Annotated in this window: 13 protein-coding genes and 1 pseudogene; 2 read left to right on the forward strand and 12 right to left on the reverse strand. The window is 72.9% G+C overall.

Translation table 11 applies throughout. From position 1 onward, the window contains the following. Positions 1–335 precede the first annotated feature (335 nt). Positions 336–545 carry a DUF2945 domain-containing protein gene (locus B079_RS0129085; protein ID WP_018549376.1) on the forward strand — a complete coding sequence of 70 codons (210 nt, stop codon included), beginning with the start codon at positions 336–338 and terminating at the stop codon, positions 543–545. 116 nt (positions 546–661) lie between these two features. Next, a complete protein-coding gene (locus tag B079_RS0129090) occupies positions 662–1,723 on the forward strand; it encodes a PucR family transcriptional regulator (protein WP_018549377.1) in 1,062 nt (353 codons plus the stop codon). Positions 1,724–1,835: 112 nt separating this feature from the next. On the opposite strand, the gene B079_RS0129095 is transcribed toward B079_RS0129090, so the two are convergent. The 12 genes and pseudogenes from B079_RS0129095 to B079_RS0129150 all read right to left on the reverse strand — a co-directional run. Continuing rightward, positions 1,836–3,359 (reverse strand): flotillin family protein, encoded by a 1,524-nt coding sequence (locus tag B079_RS0129095; protein WP_026249195.1) that lies wholly within the window; start codon positions 3,357–3,359, stop codon positions 1,836–1,838. Positions 3,360–3,489: 130 nt separating this feature from the next. Then, positions 3,490–3,999, reverse strand: coding sequence for a hypothetical protein (locus B079_RS0129100; protein ID WP_018549379.1), 510 nt, complete (start codon positions 3,997–3,999; stop codon positions 3,490–3,492). Between the two features lie 152 nt (positions 4,000–4,151). Further along, the gene (locus B079_RS0129105) at positions 4,152–4,712 is read right to left on the reverse strand and encodes a type 1 glutamine amidotransferase domain-containing protein (RefSeq protein ID WP_018549380.1); all 561 of its coding nucleotides are present in this window, start codon (positions 4,710–4,712) and stop codon (positions 4,152–4,154) included. Positions 4,713–4,917: 205 nt separating this feature from the next. Next, a complete protein-coding gene (locus tag B079_RS0129110) occupies positions 4,918–6,087 on the reverse strand; it encodes an NAD-dependent formate dehydrogenase (protein WP_018549381.1) in 1,170 nt (389 codons plus the stop codon). 156 nt (positions 6,088–6,243) lie between these two features. Next, the gene (fxsT, locus tag B079_RS0129115; protein WP_234016896.1) at positions 6,244–9,231 is read right to left on the reverse strand and encodes an FxSxx-COOH system tetratricopeptide repeat protein; all 2,988 of its coding nucleotides are present in this window, start codon (positions 9,229–9,231) and stop codon (positions 6,244–6,246) included. Between the two features lie 138 nt (positions 9,232–9,369). Beyond that, complete coding sequence (fxsT, locus tag B079_RS0129120; protein ID WP_018549383.1) at positions 9,370–12,378, reverse strand: FxSxx-COOH system tetratricopeptide repeat protein; 3,009 nt, start codon at positions 12,376–12,378, stop codon at positions 9,370–9,372. A 39-nt stretch (positions 12,379–12,417) separates the two neighbouring features. Then, positions 12,418–16,326: an FxSxx-COOH system tetratricopeptide repeat protein gene (gene fxsT / locus B079_RS32920; RefSeq protein ID WP_234016897.1), complete on the reverse strand. Its 3,909-nt coding sequence runs from the start codon at positions 16,324–16,326 to the stop codon at positions 12,418–12,420. Continuing rightward, positions 16,323–17,300: a hypothetical protein gene (locus B079_RS33405; RefSeq protein ID WP_051095367.1), complete on the reverse strand. Its 978-nt coding sequence runs from the start codon at positions 17,298–17,300 to the stop codon at positions 16,323–16,325. The genes fxsT (B079_RS32920) and B079_RS33405 overlap by 4 nt, the downstream gene beginning before the upstream one ends. Next, positions 17,297–18,340: an AAA family ATPase gene (locus tag B079_RS0129135; protein ID WP_018549385.1), complete on the reverse strand. Its 1,044-nt coding sequence runs from the start codon at positions 18,338–18,340 to the stop codon at positions 17,297–17,299. The genes B079_RS33405 and B079_RS0129135 overlap by 4 nt, the downstream gene beginning before the upstream one ends. After that, complete coding sequence (locus tag B079_RS0129140; RefSeq protein ID WP_018549386.1) at positions 18,340–19,584, reverse strand: toll/interleukin-1 receptor domain-containing protein; 1,245 nt, start codon at positions 19,582–19,584, stop codon at positions 18,340–18,342. Before B079_RS0129140 ends, B079_RS0129135 begins: the two co-directional genes overlap by 1 nt. A 22-nt stretch (positions 19,585–19,606) precedes the next feature. Continuing rightward, positions 19,607–20,497: a DUF4231 domain-containing protein gene (locus B079_RS0129145; protein WP_018549387.1), complete on the reverse strand. Its 891-nt coding sequence runs from the start codon at positions 20,495–20,497 to the stop codon at positions 19,607–19,609. 46 nt (positions 20,498–20,543) lie between these two features. Further along, positions 20,544–21,800, reverse strand: a pseudogene (locus tag B079_RS0129150) (FxsB family cyclophane-forming radical SAM/SPASM peptide maturase); the annotation flags it as partial.

Here is a 21,800-nt window from a genome sequence, read left to right on the forward strand (position 1 = left end):
ACCTATATGACGAGCCTCCGCCCGCGAGCCGCCCGGGTCAACGCGTCCGTAACATACCCGACCCCTGCCCCACACACGCCGGACACGATTTCGGCCGCCCTTTGCCAAAGCGAAAGCCAGACAGCGGGGCACGTTCGGGCCGAGCGGCCCCTCGACACCCCGGATCAGGCCACGGGCAAAAACTTCCCCAAAGGGCAGACGATCACGGTCTTCGCGAAAAGAAACGGGACGACCCCTACGACTCCCTCTTCGACCTCCGGAACTTCCGGCGCTTCCGCACTACGCTCGCGCCCGTACCACGGCACATCACCACACGGAACGGAACAAACACACACATGGCGGAGCAATTCTCGGTCGGCGACCACGTCCGGTGGAACTCGGAGGCGGGTCACGTCGAAGGCGTCATCATCAAGAAGCACACCCATGACGTGGAGTTCAAGGGCTACACCCACCACTGCTCGGAGAAGGACCCGCAGTACGAGATCAAGAGCGACAAGACCGACCACATCGCCCTGCACAAGGGCTCGGCGCTCACCAAGATCTGACCGGCCGGAAGCCCCGGTTCCCGCGCGTTGCCGGTTCCCGGCAATCCTGACTACGCTCCAGTGGATCAACACCGGCAGGAGCACGTCAACGGCGTGCGCGAGGAGCGGGGGACACGGTGTCGGAGCCGGACGTGGCCGGATTCCTGGGCGGGTACGCCCATACGCTGGCCGAGGTGTCCGTCACCGGGCGCAGACTCACCCGGGAGGAGCTGGAGGAGCGGCGCGCGCTCGGGGAGCGGGCCGCCGACGCCGGGCACAGTCTGCGCGCTCTCGTGCGCGGCCATCTGGCGGCGACCCGCACGTCCTGGCCGGCCGGTACGCCGGGGAGCGCGGTCGGCGGCGTGCTGGCCGCCGTCGAGCAGGCGGTGGACGCCTTCGCGGAGGGGTACGAGCGGGCGCAGCGCCTGGCAGTGCGTCAAGAAGAGGCCGCGCGACGGGAGTTCATCGACGATCTGCTCTACGGCCGCAGTGATCTCGGGCGGCTCGCCGAGCGGGCCGAGCGGTTCGGGCTCGTCCTCTCCCACGGGCACGCGGTCGCGGTGGCCGAGGGGACGGACGCGTACGACGACGCCTCCCCCGCCACTCGCCGGGTGGAGGGCGACCTGATGGCGCGGTTCGACCAGCGGCACATCCTGCTCGCCACGAAGAACGGCAAGCTGATCTGCATCGCGCCCGGCGACGAGGGCGAGATCCTGGACCGTTTCGCGGAGCAGGCGCGGTCCACCACCGACTGCGTACGGGTGGCCATCGGGCGGCCCCGGCCCGGTCCGGGCGGTGTCGTGCAGTCGTACGAGGAGGCGCTGAGCACGCTCGATCTCGCCGAGCGGCTGGGGCTGGACACCCCGGTCGTACGCGCCGCCGATCTGCTGGTGTATCCCGTGCTGGCTCGGGACCGGCAGGCGATGGCGGACCTGGTGCTCAGCGCGCTGGGGCCGCTGCGGGCGGCCCGGGGCGGTGCGGAGCCGCTGCTGCGCACGCTGGAGGCGTACTTCGAGTCGGGGTGTACGGCCGCGGCGGCGGCCCGGCGGCTCGCGCTGAGCGTGCGGGCGCTGACCTATCGGCTGGACCGCATACACCAGTTGACCGGCGCCAACCCGGCCGATCCCCTGCACCGGTACACCCTGCAGACCGCCGTCATCGGGGCGCGGCTGCTGGGGTGGCCGAAAGAAGAGCTGTAAGAGCGAGCTGTAACGGAGGCTGTACGGAGGAACCGCGCAAGGCCAGGGGGCCCACCGCGCGCGGCAGGCCCCCGGCCATCCAACTCCCCCGGTCTCAAGGCTTCTTGAGCCGTCAGCCGGTGATCTCCACCTTGCCGTTCGCCCGCTCCGGGTGCTGAGCCGGGGCCGCGGCCCGCTCGGTGACGCCCTTCAGGAGCTGGGCCAGGTCGACTCCCGTGGTGGAGCCGAGCAGTTCGAGGCCCTGGGCCACGTTGTCCGCGACCGCGCGCGGGATGCGGCCCGCGCCGTCGGTGGAGATGACCGTCATCTTGTCCACGTTGGACAGCGGCTCGGACGCCTTGGCGACGACCTCCGGCAGCACCTCGATCAGCATCTGGAGGACGGCCGCGTCGCCGTACTCCCGGTACGCGTCGGCCTTCTTGCGCATGGCCTCGGCCTCGGCGCTGCCCTTGGCGGTGATCGCCGCGGCCTCGGCGTCGCCCTCCAGGCGGACCGCCTCCGCGACGGCCGCACGGCGGGACCGCTCGGCCTCACCCTGCTTGAGGCCCTCGATGGCCTCCGCCTCGGCCAGCGCGCCACGGCGCTGCTTCTCGCCCTCACCGGTGAGCCGGGCCCGCTCGGCCTCGGCCTCGGCCGCCGCGATCGCGGCAAGGCGCTCCGCCTCGGCCTGCTTGACGCGGGCGACCCTGCGCGCCTCCGCCTCCTGCTCGGCGGCGTAGCGCTGGGCGTCGGCGGGCTTGCGGACCTGGGTGTCGAGCTGGCGGTCGGTCAGGGCGGCCTGGCGCTCGGCGACCTTCTCCTGCTGGGTGAGGATCTCCTGCTGGCGGGCGGCGTCGGCGAGCGGTCCGGCGGCGTTCGCGCGGGCGGCGGCCTCGTCGGTCTCCGCCTTGATCTCGGCCTGCTTCAGCGCGAACGTCCGCTGGGCGACGGCGATCTCCTCGGCGGCCTTGAGGCGGGCCTGCTCGGCGGCGCGCTGGGCGACGGCCTCCGCGATGTCGGCCTCCTGCTTGGCGCGGGCGGCCTCGGGACGGCCCAGGTCCTCCAGGTAGGAGCCCTCGGTGGTGATGTCCTGGATCTGGAAGGCGTCGAGCACCAGGCCCTGGCCCGACAGGCTCGCCTCGGCCTCCTCCGCCACCTGACCGGCGAACGCGGCACGGTCGCGGATGACGTCCTCGACCGACATGCGGCCGACGATGGCGCGCAGCGCGCCGGAGAGGACTTCCTGGGTGAAGCCGACGATGCCGTCCTGCTGCATCAGGAACCGCTGGGCGGCGGCGCGGATGGAGTCCTCGCTGCCGCCGACCTTGACGATGGCGACCCCGTCCAGGTTGGCCTTCACACCGCGCAGGGTCACCGCGCCGCGCACCGCGACCGGGATGTGCCGCGAGGACAGATCGAGGGTGAACCGCTGCTGCACGAACGGTACGACGAACACGCCGCCGCCGACCACGACCTTCTGGCCGCTGTTGTCGGTGAAGACCCGCCCGGTCTCCGGATCGGTGGACTTCTTGCCCCGGCGCCCGGTGACGATGAACGCCTCGCTCGGGCCCGCCACTTTGTAACGACTGACGACGACGAGAGCCGTGAGAACGATCAGGACGATGATTCCGACCACGGCGACGACGACTGGACTCATGACAGTGCCCCCAGACACATGACACCCCGTAGGGGGTTGGCAACTCCGGCCCGTGCGGGGCCGGTCGAACGATCACGGGCCGGATCTCTCACCGGCCGACAAGCGGAACGGTCTTGCTGAGCGCGGGAGTTCAGCGCTCGACGGGCCGCACGAGGACGGAGGTCGGCGACGGGGTCGCCTCCACCCAGACCTCGGCACCGCGCGCCACCGGTACGGCGCTGCGCGCGGCGAACTTCACGCGGTGGCCGCCCAGTCGGAGCAGCACCTCGCCGTAGCCACCGGCCGGGATGGCCGTGACGACGCTGCCGGAGGTGCCGATGACGTCGTCCCGGCTCGGGGCCGCGGCCGTACGGTCGCGCATCAGCGCGCGGCTGAAGCGGTACGTCGGCCAGGCCAGGGCCACCCCCGCCACCGCGCCGAACGCGGTGGCCCCCGCCGGGCCGACTCCGGTGGCCGACTGGGCTATGACCGCGCCGAAACCGGTCATCGCGAGGAAGCCCGCGACGACCGGCAGAGACAGCCATCCGTCGAGCAGGCCGTCCAGCGCGCCATCCAGCACGCCTTCCAGCAGACCGTCGAAGACCAGCGACAGGACGAGCAGCACGACCCCCGTGATGCCGAGTCCGAGAAACCAGGCCATGCGTGCAGTCCCCCTCCCGTCCCGTCGCCGATCTCCGGCTTGACGGAATCTTGACACACGGGCGGAGGGGTTTTCATTGCCTGGTTCCGGCAGTTTTTACGCTTCTTTTATGCCGCCTTTCAGCCCTCGTCCCCCGCTCGTCTCAGCTCGTCTCAGCTCTCGTCGCCGCCGAGGCTGCGGATGATCGCGGCCGAGAAGGCGTCCAGGTCGCCGGGATCGCGGGAGGTGATCAGCGTGTTGCCGCCCGTCGTGTCAACGACGACCTCCTTGTCGTGCCAGGTCGCGCCCGCGTTGGTGAGGTCGGGGCGCAGCGAGGGGTACGAGGTCAGCTCGCGCCCCTCGGCCAGTTCGCTGTCCACCAGCAGCCAGGGGCCGTGGCAGATCGCGGCAACGGGTTTGCCGTCGCGCGCGAACTCGGCGACCAGTCGGCGCGCGGTCTCGTCGGTGCGCAGCTGATCGGCGTTGAGGGTGCCGCCGGGGACCACCACCGCGTCGTAGTCCGCCGCCGCCACCTCGTCCAGGACGGCGTCGGGGGTGATCCGCTGGCCGGGGTCCTGGTCGGAGACCAGGGTCTGCACCGGTTCGGCGCTCTGCGCCGCGACGACGACGTGGGCGCCCGCGTCCAGCAGCGCGGACACCGGCTTGACCAGCTCGTCCTGCTCGGTGCCGTAGTTCGTGGTGAGCACGAGAACGTTCGTGTCTTCGATCGCCATGGTCCGGCCTCCTCCGGGGGGGTGGGGTTGTCGCCCCTCCGACTGCCCATGCGGGGGAGGCTTATTCAGCCGGGGGAATTCTGTCCGCAGCGGAAATGGCGGCACTCTCCTTGTTTGCCATTTTCCATTTTCCACCGGACGCGGAAATACCAATGCAGATCCTCGGCCGCTCTTCCGAGGATCTGCATTGGAGAAAGGGTGCGGGTCAGTTCTTCTTGTCGCCCGCGGTGTAGGAGGCGGCGCCGGTTCCGGCGAGCTTGCCGCCGTCGACGATCAGGTACTCGTCGCGGATCGGGGTGCCGTCCAGGAAGTTCTCCAGGATCTCCCGGGTACCGGCCGCGTAACGCGCCTGGGCGGTCAGGGAGGTGCCGGAGATGTGGGGGGTCATGCCGTTGAACGGCATGGTGCGCCACGGGTGGTCCGCCGGGGCGGGCTGCGGGTACCACACGTCACCGGCGTAGCCGCCGAGCTGACCCGACTCCAGGGCGCGGACCACGGCGTCGCGGTCGACGATCTGGGCGCGGGCGGTGTTCACGATGTAGGAGCCCTTGCGCATGCTGTTCAGGAGCTTCTCGTCGAACAGGTTCAGCGTCTCGGGGTGGAGCGGGGCGTGGATGGAGACCACGTCGACGTTCTTGGCGAGGTCCTGCGCGGTGGGGTGGAAGGTGAGGTTCAGCTCCTCCTCGATCTCCTTGGGCAGCCGGCGCTTGTCGGTGTAGTGGAGCTTGACGTCGAACGGCTTCAGACGGCGCAGTACCGCCACACCGATCCGGCCGGCGGCGATGACACCGACGTCCATGCCCTCCAGGTCGTAGGAGTGCGAGACGCAGTCCGCGATGTTCCAGCCGCCCTCGGCCGCCCACTTGTGCGAGGGGAGGTAGTTGCGGACCAGGGACAGCACCATCATCACGGCGTGCTCGGCGACGCTGATGGAGTTGGAGTAGGTGACCTCGGCGACCGTGATACCGCGGGCGATCGCCGCGTCCAGGTCCACATGGTCCGAACCGATACCGGCGGTCAGGGCCAGCTTGAGCTTGGGAGCCTTGGCGATCCGCTCGGGGGTGAGGTAGGCGGGCCAGAACGGCTGCGAGATGACGACGTCCGCGTCGGGCAGGTGACGGTCCAGCTCCGAGTCCGGACCCTCCTTGTCCGAGGTCACCACGAGGGTGTGGCCGCGCTCCTCGAGGAAGCGGCGCAGGCCCAGCTCACCGGAGACACTGCCCAGCAGCTCACCGGGGGTGAAGTCGATCGCCTTCGGCGACGGCAGGGTCTGACCACCCGGGTAACCCTCGATCTTCGGCAGATCGTTCCGGGCATACTTCGGCGGGAAACCCGTCACCGGGTCCGGGTACAGAACACAGACAATCTTCGCCACGATTTCCTCCTGTGGAACCGCGGAATTTCTGCCGGATTTCGTTTCCGTTTTCCGCGGCCGAGATCCACCTTCCACCCGTGCGTGGAGGAAAGTCAAAGAGGGGTTTCCGAAGACGCGATAGGGCGCGCTTATCGGTCGCCGTAAATACGCGGGACGCTAGATCGGCTGGGGTTCGAAGTCCCAGTACGGCCGGGCCCGCGAGCGCATGTAGCGGGTCTGGTCGTGGTCGGGGCCGTGGCTGGCGGAGAGGGTCATGAGGGCGACGCGCTCCAGCGCGGACGCCTCCTCCGCGCGGCCCAGGGCGCGCAGATCGAGGGCGAGACCGGCGCGCAGGTTGGCGGAGAGGACGTGGTCCGCGCCCATCGCGGGGATGGCACGGCCGAGCGCGTCGCGGCCGAGGCGTTCGGCGCCCTCCACGTCGCCGAGGGCGGCCAGCGCCGCCGCGCTGTTCATGGCGCAGCCCAGCGACCAGACGTGGCCGCGTCCGATGGCCGCCTCCAGTTGCCGCATGGATTCGTCGGCGAGGTGGGCGGCGGCCTCCGTCTCCCCGTCGTCCAGCATCAGCAGGGCGAGGTTGTTGCGCGCGCCGATGGCGTACGGGTGCAGGGTGCCGAGGCGGGCGGCGTAGGCGCGGGCGGTGGACTCGGCCAGTCCGCGTGCCTTGGTCCGCTCGCCCAGGACGCGGAGCAGCATCGCGTAGTCCAGGTTGACCATGAGGACGTCCGGGTGGTCGGCGCCGCTGAGCACGATGAGCCGTTTACGGGACTCGCGCATGATGGCGCGGGCCCGCTCGAACTCGGCGTCGCGCCTGAGGCACAGGGCGAGGTTGTGCTCGGCCAGCAGGGTCTGGCGGTGGGCCGCGTCGAGCGTCCTGCGCAGCTGGCGCACGTTGTAGTCCTGAAGGCTTCTGGCCTCGGGGAGTCTGCCGAGCAGGCGCAGCATCCGGGCGGTGTAGTAGCCGGACTGGAGGGTGCGCCGGGCCCGGCCGCCGAGGAGGCCGACCCGGCGGTCGTAGACCTCGCGGTGGAGGGTGCAGGACTCCTGGTAGTGGCCCTGGAGGCCGAGGGCGAGGGCGAGGTTGGTGCGGAACTGGAGGGTCTGCGGTACGTAGCGGTCGCCGAGCCAGTCGGTGGCGTTCTGCGCGGCCTCCTCGTACAGGGCGCGTGCCTCGTCGTAGCGGCCCCGGGCCATGAGGGTGGCGCCGAGGCCGTCCTTGGCGCGCAGCAGTTCGAGGCCGCTGTCGATCCCGGCCTCGCCGAGGAGGCCGAGGATGCCCCGGTCGGCCTTCTCGGCCTCTTCGTAGCGGCCGAGGCCGCGCAGCATGCGGGCCTCCTGGTGGGCGGCGGCGAGGACCCGGCTGTCGGTGGGGGCGAAGGTGCCGCGCCAGCGGTCGAGCACCCGGCGGGCCAGGTCCCAGCCGTCCTGGTACTCGCCGCGTACGCGGAGGTAGTCCAGGCAGTTCAGCAGGAGTTGGCGTACGTCGCCGTCGTCGGAGTCGAGAGCGCCGGAGGGTTCGAGGTGGGGCAGGATCTCGGCGTAGCGGTGCCAGTTGCGGGGTGCGCCCGGCTCGCCGGGGTCGGAGGCGACCAGGACGCGGGCGGCGGCCGAGGCGTACTCGCGCTCCGTCTCGGGGGTGAGGCTCGCGCGGATGAAGCGGCGGAAGCTGCGGTGCATCCGCAGGGAGACGATGCTGGTGGTGTCCTGCCGGGCCTCGGTGGCGAACTCGACGCGCATGGAGGCGAGTTCGGAGATGGTGAGCAGGGCCGCGTCCCAGGTGCCGGGTTCGCTGACCGATGCGGCGAGATGGGTGGGCAGGTCGCTGGGGCGGGCGGCGCGCAGCAGCGGGACGGGCAGCATGTCGGGCGAGAAGAAGGTGAGCAGGAGGAGCAGTTCGTGCACGGCCGGGGAGCGTGCGGCCAGGGAGCCGAGGGTGTGTGCCCACACCTGGCGGTGGGCCGGGGGCGCGGCCACCGGGGTCTCGGGGTCCGGGGTATCGGGGTCCGGGGCCGCGGGTTCGTCCGCTCTGATGGAGGTCAGATAGCGGGGGATGTCGGTGGCGGGGTGGGCGTCGATCCAGGCCGCGCTCTGGTCGATGACGAGCGGGAGGTCGCCGAGGGCGGCGGCGAGTTCACCGGCCTGGGCCTCGGTCATGCGGGGTGCGCGGCGGCAGGCGAAGGCGATGCTCTCGTCGCGGTCGAAGGGCGGCAGTTCGCGCGGCCGGGCGCCGTGCCGGGACCATGCGGTGTTCTGCGCGGTGAGCAGGATCTGGCCCCGGCCCTCGGGGAGCAGCGGGGCGATGCCGTCGATGTCCTCGGCGCCGTCGAAGATGACGAGCCAGCGGCCCTTCTCGTCCTTCCTCAGCGCGTCCTGCACCGCCTCGATCTGCCCGGTGAGCTGGTCGCCCTCGCTCAGGCCGACCTCGCGGGCGAGGGCCGCGAAGCCTTCGCGGGCGGCGGCCTTGGTGGCGGAGGGCACCCACCAGATGAGGTCGTACTCGCTGGCGAAGCGGCGGGCGTACTCCCCCGCGGCCTGGCTCTTGCCGACACCGGGCGGTCCATGCAGCAGGACGCGGCGGCCGTACCCGGCGTTGAGGGTGTCGTGCACCTCGTTGAGCAGGACCTCGCGACCGGTGAACCGGGGGTTGCGGCGGGGGCTGTTGGTGACATCGGGCGGGTCCTCGGGGTAGCGGGGGCCCTCGTCCTGGCGGTTGTACGGGGTGCTCGGCCTGAGGCCCACCTCCGCGAGGACGCGGCGTCTGGCCTCCTCGGGGCCGATGCCGCGCAGGGTGACCGCGCCGAGGCTGACGGCCTCGTCGGGCAGGGCGCGGGTGGTCACGGTGACCGCGCCGACCCGGTCGTGCAGCCGGGGCATCACCTGGCGCAGCACCTGGGCCCACTGCTGGTTGCGTCCGGTGTCGAAGCGCAGGTACCAGTCGTCCAGGACGAGCAGGACGCGTCCGGGGCGGCCGAAGAAGTCCTCCAGGTCCGCCAGGTCGGGCAGGGGGCTCAGCGGGGACCAGCGCACATGGGTGACCGGGCAGTCCGCCTGGCCGAGCACCCAGGCGATCCACTGGGCCCAGCCGTTGCTCACCCCGGCGTAGACGAGGGAGACGGGCGGCGGGGTGGTCAAGCGCCCTGCGTTCATGGGCAGGCTTCCGGGAGGCGGTGGCGGAAGGCGGTGACGGAAGGCGGCGGCTCGCTTCCGATCGAGCAACAAATACCCTGGTTTGTCAATGAGTTGGCCTACGAGTCGACGCGGTGAGGCTTTCGCGGCCGGGCCCGCTCACAGCGGCTGCGGTTCGAAGTCCCAGTACGGGCGCAGCCGTCGCTGGGCGTCGCGGGTGTGCGGATGCTGGGGTCCGAGGGTGTCGCCGAGGGTGCGGACGGCCTCGCGTTCGTGGGTGGCGGCCTCCTGCGCGCGGCCGAGGGCGCGCAGGTCGTCGGCGAGCGCGGTGCGCGCCGAGAGGGTGAGCGGGTGGGCGGCCCCGAGGGCGCGGGTGGCGCCGCGCACGGTGTCGCGGCTGAGTTCCCAGGCGCCGTCGACCTCGTAGGCGAGGCTGCGCGCGCCGCTCAGGTTGAGTGCGCAGCCCAGGGTCCAGGGGTGGTCGCGGCCGACGGCCTCGGCCATGTCGTGGTGGACCCGCTCGGTGAGGTGCAGGGCGAGCCGGTGGTCGCCGGTGTGGACCACGGCCAGCGCGAGATTGCCGAGGGCGCCGATGGTGTACGGGTGGTGGGGCCCGAGCAGTTCGTCGTACCGCTGGGCGACGGACTCGGCGGCGCGCAGGGCCGTGCTCAGCTCGCCGTGTTCGCGGAGGAAGGTGGACCGGTCGGCCTCCACCACGAGGGTGTCGGGGTGCAGCGGACCGAGCACCTGGGCGGCCCGCCGGGCGGCTCCGGCCAGCCGCTCCCCCGCCTCGGGGATGTCCCCGGCCCGGCGCCGGGAGACGCCGAGCTGGTGGTCGGCCATGATGGACTGCGGATGGCGTTCGTCGGAGGTCTGGCGCAGGGTGCGGACGATTTGTTCGAGGCGGGAGACGGACTCGGGGTAGTCGCCGAGCAGCCGGATGAGCCGCGCGTAGACCGTGCCGGAGTGCAGGGTGAGGTGGTGGCGGGAGCGCAGACGGCGCTGCCGTGTCTGGAGCACGTCGCGGTGGATGGCGCGGGCCTCGCCGTAGCGGCCGAGCAGGAGCAGGGCGAGGCCCTGGTTGTGGCGGGCGGCGAGGGTCTGCGGGGCCTCGGTGCCGAACTGGTCGGCGAAGCGGGCGGCGGCCTCCGTGAACAGCTCGCGGGCCTGCGGGAATTGGCCGAGGGCGAGCAGGGTGCTGCCGAGTCCGTCCTTGGCGCGCAGCAGTTCGGGGTGGTCGTCGGGGCGTACGGCGGTGAGCTGGGCCACCACGGAGCGGCCGAGCTGTTCGGCCTCGGTGTAGCGGCCGGCCAGCCGGAGCAGGCCGCCGAGTTTGTTGCGCAGGGCGAGCAGGGCGCCGTGGGCGGGATCGAGGGTGCGTTCCCAGTGGGCCAGGACCTCGTCGCAGAGCCTGAGGGCGGTGCGGTACTCGCCGCGCAGCCGCAGGTATTCGACGCAGTTGAGAACGAGTTCCTGCACGGCCTGGCGCGGGGAGTCGAAGGCCCCGGCGAAGCCGAGGTGCGGGATGAGCAGGGCGTAGCGTTCCCAGTCGCGGGTGTCGGAGGGGCGCCGGGGGTCGGCGCCGACCAGCACCTGGCAGGCGGTGTCGGCGTGCGCCCGGCGTTCCTCCTCGGTCAGCGACTCGCGCAGGAAGCGCTGGTAGAGGCGGTGCATCCGAACCTGTTCGACGGCCGGGTTCTCGGCCAGTTCCTGTTCGTAGTCGAGCCGTACGGCGGTGTACTCGGAGAGCCGGCGCAGCGCGAGGTGCCAGGAGCGGGGGTCGCGGACCAGGGCGTCCAGGGACGCGGGCAGGTCGCCGTAGCGGACCTCGGTGAGCAGGCGGACCGGGATCTCGCCGGGGGCGAAGAAGGCGAGGAGATGGAGCAGTTCGGCGGCCTCGGGGTGGCGGGCGCGCAGGGTGCCGAGGGTGGTGGACCAGGCGGTGCGGAAGCCGGGCGGGTAGGCCGCGTCGTCGGGGGCGCCGGGTTCGGGGGTGCCGGGTTCGGGGGTGGCGCGCAGGGTGCCGAGGTAGTCGGCGGCCGGGACGTCGTTGGCGGCGAGCCAGGCGGCGGTCTGGGCGAGCAGCAGCGGCAGGTCCAGGACAGTGTCGGCGAGTTCGTCGGCCTCCGCCGCGGTGAGCCGGGGGACGCGGCGGCGCACGTAGGCGACGCTCTCGGTCCGGGTGAAGGCGGCGATGTCGAGGACGCGGGTGCCGGGTACGTCCGTCCAGTCCCGTGTCCCGGCGGTGAGCAGGACGTGGGCGCGGTGGTCCGGGAGCAGGTCGGCGAGGAGGGCGGGGTCCTCGGCGCCGTCGAAGACCAGCAGCCAGCGGCCGGGGGCGGCGGCGCGGGCGGCCTCGTGCACCGCGCGGATGCGCTCCCCGATGCGCTCGCCGACCGGCAGGCCGAGGCGGGGGGCGAGCGCGGCGAGGCGTTCGCGGGCCTTGGCGCGGTGGGTGGCGTCGATCCACCAGACGACGTCGTACTCGCTGCCGAAGCGGTGGGTGTACTCGACGGCGATCTGGGTCTTGCCGGTGCCGCTGCCGCCGTGCAGCACGATGCGGGTGCCGGAGCCGGGGTCGGTGCCGTCGTCGGTGCCCTCGGCGTCCTGGGCGGTGAACGAGGCGCGCAGCTGCTCCAGTTCGAGGTCGCGGCCGGTGAAGCGGCCGTTGCGGCGGGGGGTGTCGAAGACGTCGGGGGGTTCGTTGGGGAAGCGGGGTGCGGTGGCGTCGCGGGGCAACGGGGCGGTGTCGATGGACAGTTCGCGCAGCACCCGGCGGGCCGCCTCCTGTTCGTCCAGGTCGTGGAGGTCGGCGGCCCCCAGCAGGGCGACGGCGCGGGGCACCGGCCGGGTGGCGACGGTGACGGCGGCGAGCCGGTCGGCGTTCCGGGGCACGGTGCGGCGCAGGACGCGGTCCCAGTCGTGGGTGGCGATGGGGCCGAGGCCGAAGTACCAGTTGTCCAGGACGAGGAGGAGCCGTCCCGGGGTGTCGAGCAGGGCGGCGAACTCGTCCTCGAAAGGCACGTCCACGCGGGGGTCGAAGCGGTCCAGGGTGACGTCGTGGCCGCGTGCGGTCAGCTGGTGGGCGATCCAGGCGGCCCACGGCCGGTTGTATCCGGCGTAGCTGATCGTGATGTGCCGGTCCTCGCGCTCGCTCCGGCTGTCCATGCGCCTGCTCCCCTCGTGGGCGCTCGAAATGATGATGCGTCAGATCGGCTGGGGTTCGAAGTCCCAGTGGGGGCGCCGTAGTTCCTCGGCGGACTTGGTGTGGGGGTGCTGGGGGCCCAGGGTCTCGCGCAGCCGCGTCACGGTGTCCCGGCGGATCTCCTCGGCCTCCTCGGCGCGGCCGAGGGCGCGCAGGTCGCAGGCGCGGGCGGTGGCGGCGGCCAGGGTGAGGGGGTGGCTCTCCCCCAGGCGGTGTGCGGCGGCGGTGTGCAGGTCGGTGTCGTGGGCGAGGGCGGCCGGAATCTGGTCGGACTGGGCGAGCCGGGCGGCCAGGTTGAGCCGGGTGCCGAGGGTCCAGGGGTGGTCGTCGCCGACGGCGCGGGTCATGAGCTGCCAGGCGGTGTGGGCGGAGCCCTCGGCCTCGCCGTGTTCGTCGCCGTCGGCCCACTGGGCCAGGGCGAGGTTGCCGAGCGCTCCGGCGGTGTAGGGGTGGTCGGGGCCGAGGAGGCGCAGATAGCGGTCGTTGACGGTGCGGGCGAGGTCGTGGGCCTCGCGGGGGGAGTTGTCGCGCAGCAGGGTGGCGCGGTCGGAGGTCATCATCAGGGTGTCGGGGTGCAGTTCGCCCTGGAGCTGCCGGCAGCGGCCGACGACGCTGGTGAACAGGGCGGTGGCTTCCTCCAGTCGGCCGTCGCGGCGCAGGCACTGGGCGAGGTTGTGCTCGGCGCGCAGGGTCTGGGGGTGGTCGGGGCCGAGGACGCGGCTGTGCAGGGTGGCGTTGCGGCGCTGGAGGGCGAGAGCCTGGCGGTAGCCGCCGAGGAGCCGGGTCATCCAGGCGAGGCAGAGGCCGGAGTAGAGGGTCTCGTAGTGGTCGGGGCCGAGGTCGCGGTCGCGGCGCTCGTGCAACTCCCGGTGTATCTCCAGGGATCGGGCGTAGTGACCGAGGAGTCCGAGGGTGAGGGCCATGTTGCTGCGGGCCATGAGGGCGCGGGGGCCCTCGCCGCCGGGGCGGCTGGTGTGTCCGCGCCAGACCTCCTCGAAGAGTTCGCGGGAGCGCTGGAACTGGCCGAGGGCCATCAGGGTGCCGCCGAGGCCGTCCTTGGCGCGCAGCAGCTCGGGGTCGTCGGGGGCGCGGGTGGCGGCCAGGGCGTCCAGGACGTCGCGGCCCACGGCTTCGGCGGCGCGGTAACGGCCCACCCGGCGCAGGAGGTTGGCGTACTGGTGGATCAGGACGAGCATGTCGGCGTCGTCCTGGGCGTGCCGGGGGCGCCAGCGGGTGACGGCCTTCTGGCACAGTCCGAGCCCGGTGTCGTAGTCGCCGCGCAGCCGCAGGAAGTCGACGCAGTCGAGCACGAGGCGCCGTACGCCGGGTTCGTCGCGGTCGAGGGTGCCCGCGTAGTCGAGGTGCGGGACGAGCGCGGCGTAGGTGTCCCGCTCGCGCCGGTCCGCCGGGCGGCCGGGGTTGGCGGCGGCGAGCACCGCGCTGGCGGTGGCGGAGAGTTCACCGCGGCGGGCGCGGCTGAGTCCCCCCTGTACGAAGCGGTGGTAGAGGCGGTGCATCTGGGCGGATTCGACGCCGTACTCCAGGGACGGGTCCTGGGTGTAGGTGAGGTGGATGGCGGTGAGGTCGGCGAGGGCGGCCAGCGCGCTCTGCCAGCGGGTGGCGTCGGTGACGGTGCGGGCGAGGCTGCCGGGCGGGAAGACAGCGGCGGGGGCGGCGGCGATGAGGCGCAGCGGGATGGCGTCCGGGGAGAACAGCACCATCAGCTCGATGAGTTCGGCCGCCTCGGGGTTGCGCTGCCGCAGCAGGTTGAGCAGCAGCCCCCAGGAGCGGACGAACCCGTTCGGGTAGTCGTCCTCGGTCCGCACCTCCAGGTCCTGCGGGGGCTGGCCCTGGAGGGCGTCCAGGTAGGCGTCGACGGGTTCGTCGGGGTTGGCGATGAGCCAGGCGGTGGTCTGGGCGAGGACGAGGGGCAGGTCCTGGGCGGCCTCGGCGAGGGCGCGGGCCTGCGTCTCGGTGGCCCTCGGGACGCGGCGGCGGATGAAGGCGGCGCTCTCGTTCCGGGTGAACGGGCGGACGGTGTGCTCCTGGAAGCCGAGCAGCCCGGACCAGTCCCGGCTGAGGCTGGTGATCAGCACGTCGCCGGGGCCTTCGGGCAGGAGGTCGCGTATCGCGCCCACGTCGTCGGCGCCGTCGAAGATCAGCAGCCAGCGCCTGCGGGGTCCGGTGCGGGCGCGCAGGGCGGTGTGCAGGGCGCGGACGCGTTCGCCCGCGTCGCGGGCCACCGGCAGGTCCAGATGGGCGGCGAGCGCGGCGAACTCCTCGCGGGCGGTGGCGCGTTCACCGGCGGTGACCCACCACACCACGTCGTAGCCGTCGCCGTAGCGGTGGGCGTACTCGGTGGCCAGGTGGGTCTTGCCGACGCCGGAGATGCCGTGCAGGACGACGCGGGCGCCGGTGCCGGAGGGGCCGGGTTCGGCGAGGAGTTCGGAAAGTTCCTCCAGGTCGTCCTTGCGGCCGGTGAAGTAGCCGTTGCGCCGGGGGGCCTCGCGGACCTGGGGCGGGTCGTTGGGGAAGCGGGGGCCGTCCGGGACGGGGTCCTCGCCGGGGTCGATGCCGAGCCGCCGCAGGATCCTGTCGCGGGCCTCGCTCTCGTCGAGTCCGGCCACGTCGACCGGGCGCAGCACCTCCATGGCGCCGGGCAGCGGTGCGGAGGACAGGGCGAGGGCGGCGAAGCGTTCGCGGTGGGGGCGGACGACCTGGCGGAACGCCTCGGACCAGTCGGCCTCGGCGTGCAGGTCGGGGCGGAGCGCGCGTTCGTTGACCAGGAGCAGGACGCGGCCGGGGGCGGCCAGCAGGGCGCCGAGGGATTCGACGGGGGTGCGGGGTGCGGTGTCCCAGTGCAGCTGGGTGGTGGTGCAGCCCGCGCGTTCGAGCTGGTGGGCGGTCCACAGGGCCCAGGGGCGGCTCTCCCCGGCGTAGCAGATGCTGATGTGCCCGGTGCCGGTGCGCCGCCCGGTGCCGTCCTCGGCGGTGTCCGTGGCCGCGTCCGTGGCGAAGGCGGGGTCCAGGTCGGGCAGGGGCGTGGTGTCGGGCTGGAGGACGGCCGGGGCGGGCAGCCGGTAGGTGGCGCCGTCGGCGGTGTGCAGCCGCCCTCCGGCGGGGCCCACCCATTCCTCGACGGTGGCGTTCCGGCCGACGAGGATGGTGCGTACGGAGTTCGCGGTGACGATTTCGATCACGCGCGGGTCGGTGTCCGGCACCGTGATCGCGAACTGCCCGGTGTCGAACGGGCTGTCGCTGAGGGTCAGGACGGGGCCGTTCCAGCCGAGGTGGAGCGCGGCCGTCGGCAGCCCGTGCGCGATGACGGCGACGTCGGCGAGGGCCAGCCGGTCGGGGCGGGCGCCCTCGGGGGGTTCGGTGGCCAGGCGTACGGCGGAGAGGGTGAGCAACTGCCAGGCGGTGGTGGAGCGTCGGACCCGCTCGGGCAGCGTCTCCCACGCTTCGGTGAACCAGCGGGCGACGCCGTCCCGTTCCTCCTCGACCAGCGCGCGCAGCGCGGGCCGCAGCGCCTCCTCGATCAGCGGGGCGGCGTCGGGACTGCCGCTGACGGCCTGCCAGGTCGCGGCCTCCTGGGCCCGCATGGCCGGGGAGGCGCCTTCGCGGACCCGCTGGAAGGTGGGCCACAGCCGGTGGACCGGGTCGTCCTCGCCCGCCCGCGTCAGCCGTTCGGTGAGTTCGGCGCGCAGTTCGTCCAGGAGCGCGGGGTTCAGTACGACGTGGCCGAAGCCCGGGTGGGTGACCAGGTCGCCGAACCAGAGGTCGACCTCCGCCGACACGTCGAGCCCGGGCGCCACGCGCAGCCGTACGGCCCGCATCAGCTCCGGTTCGATCCGGGCGGCGATGCTGAGCAGCACCGCGAGGGTACGGCCCGGCCGCTCGGCCGCGCTCAACGCCGGGCCCCCAGCGCCTTGCCGACGGTGGTGCCCCGGTCCCAGCTCAGCAGGGGCAGCAGCGAGCGCGCCCAGCGCGGCCAGTACCGCTCGGGCAGCGGGACCAGGGCCACGGGTTCGCAGCCGCGCTGGCGGATGGTGGTGACGGTGGCCCGCCATTCGCGTTCGGTGGCCCGCCAGGGGTTGAGCGGGGGGCCGCCCGCACCGAGGTCGGAGAGGATCAGCACCCGCACTCCGGGGCGGGGCGGGCGGTAGGGCCGCTGCCAGGTGGACCTCGGTCCGGGGCCCGCGCCGCGCAGCGGCACGTCGGCGAAGCGCAGGACCTGGGTGCCCGCGACCCCGGCGAGCGCGCGGACGTGGCCGATCACGTCCTCCACGTCGCGGGCGAAGGGTTCCATGGCGCGGGAGGTGTCCGCGAGGATCTGCACGCCGTGCCGGAGGGTGGACAGCGGCAGCCGGGGTATCGCGGTCAGCGGGCGGGCGCGGGCGAGTTCCTCGGTGGCGCGGTCCACGTCGAGTTCGCCCTCGGGGCTGACCCGGGAGAGGACCATGGTGAGCAGGGCGGCGGTGGAGCGGGGGGCGAGCAGCGGCAGATGCGGGGGGCGCGGGGCGGGGTCGGCGCGGCCCCGGGGCGGGGGCAGGGCGGGGGTGGTCCAGCCGGGTGCGGGCGGGCCGCTCTCGTCGACGGGGACGAGGAAGGTGACGGTGCCGGTGCGGGCGCCCCGGTCGTCGCGGCCGAAGGGCGGCGGCTCGTCGTCCTCGCGGGGCCGGTCGGCATCGTCGTCCTCGCGGGCGGGGGCCTGCCAGCCGGGGGTGTCCTCGGGCGGCTCCACGTCCGCCGGGGGCGTGGCCGGTTCCGGTGGGGGGGCGCCCAGGCCGAGGAGGGCGGCGATGCGGGCGTAGTCCCCGGGGTCGCGGGTGCCCAGGGCCCGGGCGGCGCGGGCCACGTCTCCGAGCCACGCCTCTCCGGTCATACCGGGTCACCGGCCAGTTGCTGCGGTTTGACCAGGACGTTGCGGGTGAGCATCCGCCACTCGTCGGTGCCGGGGCGGATGCCGAGCGCGCGGCAGGCGCGCAGCGCGTCCAGGTACTCGGCGGTGCTGGGGCGGCGCACGTCCTGCTTGTCGACCTGCTCGCGGACCTCCATCAGCTTGTCGGCGACGGCCTCGGCCAGTTCCTCGTCGGCGGGGGTGACCTCGCCGGGCCAGTCGGCCATGTGCTGCGCGGCGATCCGCACGAGCATGTCCCGGTCGTGCTCGGGGAGGCGGTGGACCACGCAGCGGCGCAGCAGGGCCTGGGGCAGTTCGCGTTCCTCGTTGGTGGTCAGCACCACCAGATGGCGGGACCACCGGGCGTGCTCGTCGGCGGCGTCGGTGCCACTGGCGGGAGCGGTCGCGGGCTGCTCGGTGTGGATCTCCTCGCCGATCTCGGAGACGACGAAGCGATGCGAACCCAGCGGTACCAGAAGGCTGTTGGGCACGTCCGGGTCGGCCTTGTCGATCTCGTCGATGAGGACCACCGCGTGATCGCGCTTGCGCCCGGCGTTGACCTTCTCGAAGGGGTCGCGGCAGGGGTCGGTGATCTCGGTGCCCTCGGGCCTGCCGCGCCTGCGGGCCGACTCGGGGGCGAGCGCCCACCACAGGACGCCGGGCTGTACGTAGCTCGCGTCGTCCGGGGTGCCGCCCCGGCGGGCCGCGACCTGGGCGTCGCCGAGCCTGCGGACGCTGTCGAAGCTCCAGAGCAGTTCGCGGGGCTGGGTGCGGTAGGTGACCACGTGCTCGTAGTACCGCCAGCCCAACTGCCGTGCGATGTACGGCGCGAGGGAGGACTTGCCGGAGCCGGGCCTGCCGCGCAGCAGCAGGGGGCGGCCGGTGGCGCGGGCGACCTTGACGGCGAAGTCCAGTTCGGACGGCATCACATAGACCCGGCCGTCGCCCCGGTCGGGGGTGTCGAGCCATTCGGCGCCGCCAGGTGACTCGGACGGCTCTCGCGCGGCGGTCTGTTCCTGGCTCATCAGGCCCCCCAGCCGATCGAACCCACGTGCTTGCTCACCCGACGGATGACGGCATTGACCAGAGTCTCATGACCGGGGCCGAACGACGGGTCGAGAACCAGCACTTCGTCGGGGTTTCCCGGCCAGCTCCCGCGCGCGTCCACGCCCCGCCCGGTGATGACGAGGACGTGCATCCACGGGATGCTCTCGTGCAGCCGGGAGATCACCCGGTGCACGACGGCCAGGTCGCACCGCTTGGCGTCGAGCAGCAGATAGAAGCGGCCGAAGCTCTCCGGCTCCTCGGGGGTGCCCAGTTCGTCGTACGGATCCAGTCCGATGGCCTGCTTGACGGCCTGCTCGCACTGGTCGAGCAGATAGTCCTCGGGGTCGTCGTCACCGGGCGGACGGCCCGCCGCCTCGGCGATGTAGTAGCTGCGGATGTCGACGCAGAACGCGCGGTCCAGGTAGTGCTTGCCGATCAGGGTGCTGTCCACGTTGAGGACGACGACGCGGCGCACCACGCCGTCGGTGTCGCGCACGATGCGCCGGGCGTCGTCGCGGTCCACCCACACCGGCAGGATCAGATGCGCCAGATCGCCCGCGCGACCGCGTTCGAGGCCGCCCATCAGGGCCGCGAGCACCGTGTTGTGCAGCTGCACGATGTCGTGGGAGTCGAGCAGCTGCGAGGCGATGAGCAGCGGGGCGAAGCCGGGGATCAGCTCACCGAACTCGTCGTCGGGAACCTCCAGTTCGCGGGCCAGCCGGGCGAAGACCGCGTGTTCCCTGATCTCCCGGAGCTGGATGCAGATGCGCTCCAGCCACACGCTCATGGAGTCGTCCCAGACCTGGCGCACGTCCGGGAACCGTCCGACGAGCCGGGCGACCTCGTCCGCGCTGCCGGTGGCGATCCGCTCCACGTCGTCGGTGGCGAGGTAGCCGAGTGCGGACTCCTTCAGCTTCCCGGCGCTGATGCCGTCCACCAGGACGGTGACCAGGACCATGTCCGGGTACAGCGTCTTGCGCCAGTGCAGGATGTTGGTCTCGCGGCGCACCCAGGAGGAGCGCAGGGCCGCCTCGTTGACGAGGACGAGGGCCGCGTCGCACTCGCCGAGGAACCGGGCGAGCTTCAGCTGCCAGGGGCGGCCGGTCTCCTGGATGCGCACGTCGAGCAGCACGGTGTGCTTGGCCTTGTCCAGGCCGGTGGCGAGGGCGTCGCGCAACTGGGCGGCCGGTTCATCCGTGTTGGTGCTGTGGCTGATGAACACCCTGACCACCCTCGCCCCGCCTTCAGTCCGCGATCCACTTGGCCATCCAGCCCTCGTTCTGCACCGAGACGACGTGTTCCGTCCGCTCGGCCAGCCGGTCGGCGTCCGCGTCCGTGGCCGGGTCGCGCTCGCGCCACCAGCGCAGCAGCGCGTCCAGTTCGCGCGCGGTCCTGGCGAACTCGATCTCCTGGGCGACGAAGCGCGCCGCCGCGCCGTACGACACGACGCTCGCCGAGACCGCGGCGACGACGGGGATCCAGGCGGCGGCCCGCTCGGTGGCGAAGGCACCGGCGACGGCGCCGAGCAGCACGGAGATCACGGCGAGCACCTGGCCGAAGCGTTCGACGAGCCGGGCCTTGGCGGCCATCTCCTCGGCCTTCGGGCGGTAGTAGTGCTCCAGTTGCCTGCGCAGACGCCCCTCGGCGTAGTCCGCGATGCCGGTGACCGGGGGCAGCGGCCGGGCGGCGGGCTCGATGCCCGTGAGGGCGCGGTCGAGGGTGCCCGCGTCGGCGAGGACGGCGCTCGTGCGGGCGCGCAGCTCCGTGTCACGGGTCTCGGGGGCGCGGTACTGGGCCGCACCCGCGAGATAGACGTAGACCTGGCTCTTCAGTTCCTCGGAGACCGAGCGCAGGACCGTCCAGTCGCGCACCCGGTCCGGGGAGGCACCGGCGGCGGTGAGCGGGGCGGTGCCCGCGGCGAGCAGCGCGAGGAAGGCGAGGACGCGGCCGGTGACCGGGGAGAGGGACATCAGCTGGGAGGCGGCGGTGCCGAGCACGGCCGCGGCGACCACCGCGCAGAGCGTGGCCGTGCGGGACCGCTCGATCGCCGCCTTGGCCCGATCGGCCGCCCGCGACCAGACGCTCTGGGCCCGCCAGATCTCCTCGGCCGCAGCCGCTCCCCCGAGTGTGCTCACGACAGAATTCTGACGCGGCTTCAACTCCCGTGCAATGCAAACGGGTTCAATCGGGCAGGAGGGGACCGGAGCGGAGAACCGGTTCGATTCTTCCCGCGATGTGGCGGATGAGCAGGGTGAGGTCGGCGCAGTACACGGAGGGGTTGCGGAAGCCGCTGCCCCGGCGGTAGCGGTGGGCGTAGTGGCCGCCGCCGCAGACCCGCATCAACGGACAGCGCAGACAGTCGGCGGAGAGCGCCCCCTGCCCCAACTGCCGTGCCACGATGCCGGGATGCTCCAGCACGTCGTCGAAGCTGTCGCGGAAGACGCTCATGCCGGTCGAAGGGGCCCTGGAATAGGCCGCCTTGAGGGAGTCCACCTGCTCGATGGCGCCGTCGGTCTCCACCAGGACGGCGGCGACCGGGGAGAGTCCGACGGCCTCGGCGCTGCTGGGGAAGCCGACCAGCAGCCCGATGATCTCGGTGAAGATCCTGATCCCGGTCCGGTAGCGGCCCCCGTCGAACCAGCGGTCGAAGACCCGGGCGAGCCACTGTCCGTAGGGCGCGGCACCGGCGCTGGAGGGGCCCTTTCCGGGCGGGGGATGCGCCCAGTTGGCGTGCGGCAGCAGCAGATCGAGGGCGGCGGGGCGGAACTCCATCAGGGAGTCGTAGATGTCCTCGGGGTCCTGGTCCAGGTCGATGGTGCACAGGATGCCCGCGTACGCCTCGGGGCGCTGGGCGAGCAGGGCGAGGCCCCGGGTGGCGGCGGGCCAGGCGGGGCGGCCCGCGTGGTCGACGCGCCGTTTGTTGTGCTCGGGTCGGCCGCCGTCGAGACTGACGCCGACACGGACCCCGGCGTCCGCGAGGCGCCGTACGGCCTCGGCGGTCAGCAGGGTGCCATTGGTCTGCACGCCGACCCGGACCTCGCAGTCGGCCCCGGCGACCGCGCGTACGGCCGACCGCACCTCGCCCACCTGCCGGAGCGCGGTGTCGACACCGCCCAACAGGGGCTCTCCACCGTGCAGTTCGACCCGGATGTCGCGCAGTCCATGGGCGGCGACGTGCTCGCCGATCCGCTCGGCGCTGCGGGCCAGCACCTCGGGGGTGACTCGGGGGGGACGGCCGCGCCAGGAGGTGTCGGCGGCGTTGTAGACGTAGCAGTACGAACAGAGCAGGTTGCAGCGGCTGTTGAGCTTCAGGACGAACTGGCGCAGCGGGACCGGTCCGGTTCCGGCGCGGCGGAGGGCGGGCACGTCCAGCAGTCGGTGCGGCCAGGGCGCCGAGGCGTGCGGGTCCGCGGTCTCCCCCTCCGGGTGCGGGGCCAC

Source organism: Streptomyces sp. LaPpAH-108 (assembly GCF_000373625.1).
GTDB lineage: Bacteria > Actinomycetota > Actinomycetes > Streptomycetales > Streptomycetaceae > Streptomyces.

Excerpts from the sequence above, each read along its gene's own strand:
- fxsT (WP_234016896.1), bottom strand. The coding sequence starts at position 9,231 with ATGAACGCAGGGCGCTTGACCACCCCGCCGCCCGTCTCCCTCGTCTAC.
- B079_RS0129095 (WP_026249195.1), bottom strand. The coding sequence starts at position 3,359 with ATGAGTCCAGTCGTCGTCGCCGTGGTCGGAATCATCGTCCTGATCGTT.
- B079_RS0129100 (WP_018549379.1), bottom strand. The coding sequence starts at position 3,999 with ATGGCCTGGTTTCTCGGACTCGGCATCACGGGGGTCGTGCTGCTCGTC.
- B079_RS0129105 (WP_018549380.1), bottom strand. The coding sequence starts at position 4,712 with ATGGCGATCGAAGACACGAACGTTCTCGTGCTCACCACGAACTACGGC.
- fxsT (WP_018549383.1), bottom strand. The coding sequence starts at position 12,378 with ATGGACAGCCGGAGCGAGCGCGAGGACCGGCACATCACGATCAGCTAC.
- B079_RS33405 (WP_051095367.1), bottom strand. The coding sequence starts at position 17,300 with ATGACCGGAGAGGCGTGGCTCGGAGACGTGGCCCGCGCCGCCCGGGCC.
- B079_RS0129085 (WP_018549376.1), top strand. The coding sequence starts at position 336 with ATGGCGGAGCAATTCTCGGTCGGCGACCACGTCCGGTGGAACTCGGAG.
- B079_RS0129135 (WP_018549385.1), bottom strand. The coding sequence starts at position 18,340 with ATGAGCCAGGAACAGACCGCCGCGCGAGAGCCGTCCGAGTCACCTGGC.